At 44.4% G+C, this 8,317-nt stretch carries 9 protein-coding genes; 4 read left to right on the top strand and 5 right to left on the bottom strand.

Going from position 1 to position 8,317, the window contains the following annotated elements; genetic code table 11:
- On the top strand, positions 1-267 hold a 267-nt coding region (locus ACWVCM_RS10200; protein WP_455201643.1), incomplete at its 5' end, for a tetratricopeptide repeat protein.
- Between the two features lie 248 nt (positions 268-515).
- Positions 516-1,424, top strand: coding sequence for a LysR substrate-binding domain-containing protein (locus ACWVCM_RS10205; protein WP_455201644.1), 909 nt, complete (start codon positions 516-518; stop codon positions 1,422-1,424).
- 12 nt (positions 1,425-1,436) lie between these two features.
- On the opposite strand, the gene ACWVCM_RS10210 is transcribed toward ACWVCM_RS10205, so the two are convergent.
- Entirely contained in the window at positions 1,437-1,640 is a 204-nt protein-coding gene (locus ACWVCM_RS10210; RefSeq protein ID WP_455201645.1) for a hypothetical protein, read from the bottom strand.
- A gap of 85 nt (positions 1,641-1,725) precedes the next feature.
- On the opposite strand from ACWVCM_RS10210, the gene ACWVCM_RS10215 reads away from it, so the two are divergent.
- Complete coding sequence (locus tag ACWVCM_RS10215) at positions 1,726-2,373, top strand: hypothetical protein (protein ID WP_455201646.1); 648 nt, start codon at positions 1,726-1,728, stop codon at positions 2,371-2,373.
- Positions 2,374-2,410: 37 nt separating this feature from the next.
- Here the strand turns inward: ACWVCM_RS10215 and ACWVCM_RS10220 are convergent, their stop codons facing one another.
- Positions 2,411-3,340: a GIDE domain-containing protein gene (locus tag ACWVCM_RS10220; protein WP_455201647.1), complete on the bottom strand. Its 930-nt coding sequence runs from the start codon at positions 3,338-3,340 to the stop codon at positions 2,411-2,413.
- A gap of 40 nt (positions 3,341-3,380) precedes the next feature.
- Positions 3,381-3,956: a LemA family protein gene (locus ACWVCM_RS10225; protein WP_455201648.1), complete on the bottom strand. Its 576-nt coding sequence runs from the start codon at positions 3,954-3,956 to the stop codon at positions 3,381-3,383.
- Between the two features lie 649 nt (positions 3,957-4,605).
- Here ACWVCM_RS10225 and ACWVCM_RS10230 point away from each other — a divergent pair.
- Positions 4,606-5,046, top strand: a complete 441-nt coding sequence (locus ACWVCM_RS10230; protein WP_455201649.1) for a DsrE family protein — start codon at positions 4,606-4,608, stop codon at positions 5,044-5,046.
- Positions 5,047-5,180: 134 nt separating this feature from the next.
- On the opposite strand, the gene ACWVCM_RS10235 is transcribed toward ACWVCM_RS10230, so the two are convergent.
- Both ACWVCM_RS10235 and ACWVCM_RS10240 read right to left on the bottom strand, forming a co-directional pair.
- On the bottom strand, positions 5,181-5,909 hold the full coding sequence (locus ACWVCM_RS10235; RefSeq protein ID WP_455201650.1) for a hypothetical protein: 729 nt from the start codon (positions 5,907-5,909) through the stop codon (positions 5,181-5,183).
- A gap of 142 nt (positions 5,910-6,051) precedes the next feature.
- The coding region (locus ACWVCM_RS10240; RefSeq protein ID WP_455201651.1) for a FimV/HubP family polar landmark protein at positions 6,052-8,317 on the bottom strand (2,266 nt) is incomplete at its 5' end.

Consider the following 8,317-nt stretch of genomic DNA (forward strand, 5'->3'; position numbering starts at 1 on the left):
AGTGAATTGCCGGACAAACAAACATTAATGGAACAGATTAAGCAAGACGACACGAATTTACAGGCGTATGTGGATCTGGCGAATCACTATATTAATGAACAGTCCTACGAAGAAGCATTTGAACTGTTGTTTAATGTAATCAGAAAAGACCGTAATTTTAATGATGAAATAGCACGCAAAACCATAATTTCAATGTTTACATTAATTGGCCCACAAGATCCAAGAGTGCGAACAGCACGTAAGACGCTGGCCAGCCTGTTAAACTAGTCCCGATAAGGGGGCAAAGATCAACCCAATTTGTTTTATTTTACGTATCGTATTGTTTCTTAAATCATTAATCCTTCTATTTAAATTTGCACCGGTTTTTATTTTAGTAATCGTGTCGCCAAGGCCTCGCTTCTGACGATTTTAGTCTAAACTCAATAGTAAAATAACAAATAATAAGTAATTACTGATGTAGTTTTGGTGTACTTATTACTATGTAAAAAAGGACACATAAATTTTCCGGTGATCACATGCACATAACCTTTCGACAACTTACCGTACTGGAAGCCGTAGCAAGAAACTTAAGTTTTACCAAAGCTGCCGATGAACTGCATCTGACTCAGCCTGCCGTATCCATGCAAATCAAACAAATTGAAGAAAGTATTGGACTACCTCTTTTCGAACAAATAGGTAAAAAAGTATTTCTTACTGAAGCCGGAAATGAAATGTACAACTATTGCCGTTCTATTCAACAACAACTCGAAGAAGCCGAGAACGTCATTGAAAATCTTAAAGGGGTAAAACAGGGAAAGCTCACTATTGCGGTGGCTAGTACAGCAAACTATTTCGCGCCGCGCATCCTCGCTGCATTTAACAAAGAACACGAGTCGGTAAAAATTAATCTGGATGTCACAAATCGCGAAGGTTTATTGCAGCACCTGGTTAAAAATGACACTGATGTTGTCATTATGGGGAGACCACCCGCAGAAATGGAACTGGAAGCGGAATCATTTATGCAAAATCCGTTAGTCCTTATTGCTGCGCCTGATCACCATTTAGTTAAACAAGGCAGAGTCTCCATCGACGAATTACAGAAAGAGACTTTTATATTGCGCGAAGAAGGGTCAGGAACCCGAACAGCAATCGAACGTTTTTTTGTCGACAAAGGTGCCCAGTTGGCGGCTACCATCAATATGAGCAGTAATGAAGCCATTAAACAGGCAGTGCAAGCCGGGCTTGGTTTGGGAATTGTTTCAATCCATACGCTGGAACTGGAACTGGAACTGAATCGATTAGCCATCATTGAAGCCGAAGGTTTTCCGATTCTGCGTAACTGGTATATTGTCTATCGCAAGGGAAAACGCCTTTCACCTATCGCATCAGCATTTAAGGACTTTGTCATCCACCACGCAAAGCAATTGTGGAAACTTTCTGCTTAATCACTAAACTCACTAATCGCCAATTTTCAGCAGTGATTTCTGCCAATCAGAATTTGCTGCCAACGACAATATTCTGATATTGCGCCCTACTTCATTCTCGTACCAGCCATTATCGTGTTGCAGCGGTTCACATTCATAACCCCACCACACACCATTCGCATCTTGCGCAATCCAGTGAACCCAATCGGGCAAATCAAGTTTCGAAACATCCTGCATTATCAGCTAAGCTTTAAAATGTGCAATAACCGGTTAATTGATCAATACTACAAACAATATAAATCAACCACTCCCTGATTTTATCATGTCAGCTATTGATATTCTGTTAAATGGGAAAATAATCACCGCAATACTGGTCTTTATAATATTTTCCATTATCGTGGAAATAACTGCCAGAAAAATTCTACACATGCTTGATGATGTCAGCGTCACTGAGTGGATATTCGAGAAAGTTTTTATCCCGCTGTCCCGCGCCATCGGTCTAATGATATTTATATTATTATCTTACCCTGTACTGTTTGGTGTAACCGACGCTCCACCACTGTCTGAACTAATTTCTGCTGGCGGTCATCGCATTAGCAGTTTAATAAATATTTTATTTGTATTGCCGCTGGCATTTTCTGTTATACCCGTATTTGGCGGCATCCCGGCACTATTGTTGCCTGTTCAGGGTATTGCTGGCTCAACCCTGGTATTTAGCTGGATGCAAGCGACTCTTAATTTGCAAGATATTCATTATATGCCATCGTTAATTATTGTTCTGGTGATTATATTATTTGCAATACTCACACATGAAATCGCCAAATGGATTTCGCTTCATATCTCGGAACGTACCAATCGTTATTTCCATATCAATGATGGTCAAAAAATCGTTTACCGGATTGTAGTTGTGGTTGCTCAGCTGCCTGTTATTTTAATATATACAACGGGGCTTGGCGGCCAACTTCAGTAGATTTGGAGTCAAAATCCAGGGATGTATATAGAGAACCTTAGAATCGAACCAGAAACATCCAGGCGGCAAACGAACCAACACTCAGAAACCCGGCGAATGAACCTATCGCAAACAGTTTATAACGTTGCGTGAGTTCATGTTGCGGTTTGGTAGACAACAGAAAGGGTTGCCTGGTGTTTTCCGGTTTTGACATCAAGTGTGTAACAGGCTGAGGCTTGCGACTCATTTGCTTTTTACGTACAAAATAAGCGGCTACTTTACGGACGTTTTCCCATTCATGCGCATCAATCTGACCATCCTTGTTTCGATCAAAATGTTTGATTAGTTTACCCTGATCTTGCTTCCATTTCTGCAATTGTGCACGCACTTCCGCCGCGGTATTCATCGCCTCGTGATGGCCGCCTACCGATCGGAAAAAACCAATCGCATATAACGCGTCTCCTGGATGCATTCTTTCTTCGGTAAATCGATAACGGCTGCTAAAACCTCCCAAAATACTATTACTCCCTGGTCCATCGTAATTAGAACCATACCAGACACGTTTAACGGTTGGAGATACAATTGCGCCCTCGGGATCAATAACACAGCGACCGGTTTTACCGACCAATGCAAACAGGTCTTCACTGGTCCCGGAATCAATGGTCTGATCATCCTCGTCTCCAAGCTTTTCGACTTTATAACGATACCAGGTACAAGGGGTTTTAGAGAGTGGCGCAACGATATCCGGTCCATCCAGAATATCTCCATATCCAACTAATTCGACATAGCCCTGGGCGGCAGACCTGATCCTGGAAGTAGGTGTATCCTCTATAATACGTGCCCGTTTAAAAAACTCGAATGCAAAATAGAAACCCGCTACGGATAATACAATGACAATGGCTGCATGAAACCAGAACTCCTGATTCGAAGCCTGGATGATTTCCTGCTTTAGTGCGGCAGGATTTAAAAGATTGTGCAGGATGTTCACCGCGCCAACAAATGCTATTTCGCTACTTTTTATTTACAGCTTACTGATTGAATAATCCCTTGACGTCCACATCTGCCTTTTCTTCCTCGCTAAACTCAAGCAAGTCTGCTTCTCTGAAATTAAAAAACCGGGCAATTATGACATCGGGGAATTGCTCAATGCGAACATTATTATTATTGACTGCCTCGTTATAAAACTCCCTGCGATCGGCTATAGAATTTTCCAGTCCGGTAATTCTTGTTTGCAGATGTTGAAAACTTTGATCAGCTTTTAAATCCGGGTACGATTCAGCAAGCGCAAACAAATTACCCAACCCCATTCGTAATTGAGTTTCCGCTGCACCCAACGCGCCGATGTCGGTATTTTCCCTTGCTGATGCGACGGCAGATCGTGCCTTGATAATTCGTTCCATCGTGTCTTTTTCATAACCCATGTATTGCTTACAAACCTCTATAAGTTTTGGCAATTCATCATGTCTTTGCTTTAACAATACGTCGATATTTGCCCACGACTTGGACACATTGTGCTTTAAAGTAACCAGGTGGTTATAGAGAGTAATTGCGTATACCAGCAATCCGGCGATAACGCCCAGGGTTACAAAGGAAGAAATTTCCATGGATCTGCTCCAGATAATTTGGTTAATTTTTATGTGGCGAATCGTGAACTGAATATTGCTACGATGAGTACCTGCCTCAGATTCACCATCGGAAAAGTCCAATAGAACCTTTAACTTCCACATGTGAATTTAAAGGTATTTTACACATTCATTTAGCATGCGATTTTTATTGAAACGGGAATTCTGCCACGCAGCCTGAACATCATACCGCCTTATAACCAACCGGGATAAATTCATCACTAAAAACGATCAACTGAATAGCGTTCTGATTTTTTATCGCGCTTTCCAATCCACGGAACCACTCGCCTTATTTGAAGATTCACAGTGCATTAAATTTAGAATAAGTATTGGTCAAAAATGGCTTGACCGAATTTACAGATTTGCGACAATCGACTATGAATAGACAGAAATGTGAACTGATCAAATCAGAGCATTCGTTGATTCATAAAAATGATAACAATCGCTAGTGCTTAAACTAGTAATAGTAGAGTGGTCTCTCGTTAAGTTATACAACCTCTTCTGGATTCACATTCCCAGCAGTAGTTATTGATAAAACTCATCGGGCACCATTTTGAATTGCATTTATGCAAATTGACAACAATATAGATAACGTACAAATCCACTTCGCTGGATATCACGAGGAGAAGTTATGAAAAATCAATTAGTCAAATCTATTCTAACCCTGGTTAGCGTACTTGTACTGTTCGGCGCATTTTCAACCGCTATGGCGGGTGATAAAGCCCATAAACTGGTGATTCAAGTTAGCACAGATGATGCGCGGACCCAGACAATTGCATTAAACAATGCCGTAAATCTGCAAAAACTCTATGGCATGGACAATGTCAGCATAGAAGTTGTCGCTTACGGGCCTGGCCTGGGCTTGTTGACCACCAAGAGCAAACAAGCAGATCGTGTAAAAAGCCTGGCAATGCAGAACATTACCTTTAGTGCTTGCGGTAATACCATGAAAAAAATTGAAAAGAAAAAGGGAAAAAAACCTGCACTGGTTGAAGGTGTAGGGGTTGTGGATGCCGGTGTTGCACGTATCCTGACATTGCAGGAAGAGGGATACGCTTACTTGCGCCCCTAACTGGATCCATCTAAGATAAGTAGCAAGTCAATTAAAGCAAAGGCCAGCAACGAAAAGGTTGCTGGCCTTTTTTATTGTTTGAGTTTATCGCTAGGCGGGTCGTAACTTACACTCTACAACAGGTTTGTGATGCTTTATAGACCGAGACTTTGAAGCCCCCAAAATGAACCCGCAAGTAACAAAGGAACTGACCATTGAATAATTTTCGGACTTCGCATGCTACCAACCTCAATTTTTTCTGACGGCATTTTAATCGCCTCATCGACGACCCGCTCAAAAAGCAACTCCATTAAATAACTCATCATAGTCACGCGAGACAACACCAGGGACTTGGTCACTCCCGATTGATGCAATTGTTCTTTTTTAATATCCACATGGTGTTGTTTCAGGTCGAGCACAATTTGTTGCACTCTGGGAATTAATTCCAGCGTCAAAGCAATACGCAAAGCCAGCTGACGACTATCGATTCCGATCCAGTTTAGTGGATACAACAACCATACAATGGCCTCTACCAGCCGATTACGGGCAATAGAGGAAATAAAATAATTCACCGCAAAAATAATCAGCACTAGAGAAAACACCCGCAATAAACCGGTTTTCAGTCCCTCGACCGTAGGAATATAGCTGGCTGTGATGGGTATAACTGGCTCGCCAGGCGTAAACCAGAAATAGACAATAAGAATAGACAGGAATAACCAGCGCATACGCCTGATAATGCGTACAGTTAACTCAATAGACTGCAGCCGTTTGAATAGCACCACGCTAAGCACAATCAGGAAACCCAGTGCTAGTTCATATAATCCGCCGAATGCAACAAATCCAGCGAGTATCAGAAAGCTGACTATACGAATAACGGGATGCATAATCGGGCAAATTCAGGTATGCAATTTTAAATGGGATTCTTTCTGCAAAATTAAGTAACAAAAAAAGCCGCTACGTGATACAGCAGCGGCTTTATTTTATACGTTTTGAATTACCTGATCGGTCTAACAGGATTTTCACCCATTATCCCATTTGCGCCAGCAAGTCCTCTGCCTGTTGCTTCTGCGAATCATCACCTTCTTCCAGAACTTCGTCGAGAATGCTGCGCGCTCCATCACTGTCTCCCATGTCTACATAGGCTTTGGCCAAATCAAGTTTGGTTCCTACTTCATCAACATTGGAGAATATATCTTCATCCAGCTCACCATCAAGGTCAATTTCATCTCCGCCCGTGTCTAGCTGGACGATATCGGCACCCTGATCAAAATCCATCGACATCGAATCATCGCTGGCGATAGCGCTCTCTTCGGTATCCAGATCCATGGAAAGCTCGAGTGGCGCTTCTTCTTCCGGCTCAGCTACCGCAGGCTCAGATTCCATGTCCAGATCAAAATCAAGACCACCTGGTGCTTCTGTCGCTGTATCCATTTCCATGGCTAAGGGTTCTTCCTCAACTGCGCTTGAAGCATCATCTTCACTAAAAGAAAGATCGAAATCAAGTCCGCCATCGTCACTGGTAGCGTGCTCCTCGACTTCAGTTGCAACGTCCATTGATGCAAATTCCGCAGCAGCGGCAGTTTCCTGCTTTTCTTCGCTGCTATCCAGATCAAAATCCAGCGACGACATATCAAAATCCAGTGCGTCACCCGAATCGTCATCGACAGTTGCAGCAGCCTGTGACTCCGATACGTCGGCCTCGTCAAGACCAGCGTCAAAATCAAAATCCAGCAAGTCTTCTTCGTCCGCGGAAACCTCGCCCAGTGACTCATCCATCACTGAACTGCCACCACCGCCAAACAATTCACTTTGCGGACATATTTCACGACCTAATGGCACAATGTCCATCCAGTAACTGTTGGATTCATCACCACCGATTTTCTCATGTAGAATCCCGGCTTGCTCTTCAAACGCATCAGTATTTTTGGCTGCATGAAACACTTCTAAAAGTTTTGCATGCAAATCCAGTTGGTCGGGTGTTTTATCGAGTGCCTGTCGCAGAATATCTTCAGCCTGCTGGTGGCGACCGTAAGCCAGGTACACATCCGCTTCTGATATCGCGTCTACATCAGATCCATCACCTTGTGCGCCGGGCATGTCACTCATGACAAAATCACTGACCATAGCGCTTTCAGGTCCACCTGCGGTAGCCGAAGCGGCCGCTGCTCCAACAGCTCCGCCTGTACCAACGTTCAGAATACTTTCTTCAAATCCACCTTGCATACGACGTCGGCGTACTACCAACCATCCGACGACAGCAACAACCAGGAGTCCTGCCAGCCCAAGCAATATCGGATCAGATAACAGTTCATCAGCCATACCAGCTTCTTCTGGCGCTGGTTCCTGTGCCTTGGGCTTAGCCTTGGGTTTTGCTTCAGGTTTGGCAGCTGCTTGCTCGGGTTCTTCTTGACCCATTTTATTTTGCAAGGCCAGTAATTCTTCGTCTTTGAGCATGATAAGACGTTGCATGCTTTGCATTTGCTCGTCTAGCTCAGCCATGCGAGTGTCCAGTTCTTCCGCTTCCTGGCGGTTCGCATCAAGTGCCTCAGCAGCAACCAACAGGTCCTCTTTCACCTTCGCTGATTCTTTTTCTTCACTGGTAGCGCTACCTGCTGAACCCTCTTCCGCATCACTGGCTTTTTTCGCTAACACGACTTTCGGTCCATCAGCTTTTGCTTTGGGCTTCCGGGTTGATTTTGGCGCGGCTTCGTCGGCAGCCAGTTCATCGCGAATTGAACTAACTCTCGAGTCGCCTTCAGGCTCGACCTGTTTAACCAGTCGAGTACCACGACTTTCATGCCAGGCCAGGTTCTGGCGACGCACTTCACTAACCGCTTCGCGTCTGGAGGTATCACCTATACTTGACGCATCATTTATGCGTAACACGTGCCCGGCTTTGAGCTTGTTAATGTTGCCGTCAACAAACGCCTCAGGATTGTCACGCAGGTAGGCCAGCATCATCTGGTTAATGCTGACAGATTCATTAGGACGTGTATCACGCGCGATTTCATACAAGGTATCACCGCGTTTTACTCTGCCGTATTCAACATCGCCAGTCGGCGTTTCCACCCGCCTGGGTGCTGGTGGTGGTGCGCGACGCACTGGTGGCGGACTTGGTTGCACTGGGCGCGTTGCAACCCGAGGTTGCGGGCGCACTGGCTGCACTGGTTGTGGTCTTGGAGCAGGCCTTGTTTGCTGAACCTGTTTCGGCGGCTGTGCAAAAACGGGCGCAGTAGCCGCTTGCTCAACCGGCGCAGGTGTTTCAGCCGTTAGTACCGGCGGATCCACTAAT

Source organism: Kaarinaea lacus, from assembly GCF_975902315.1.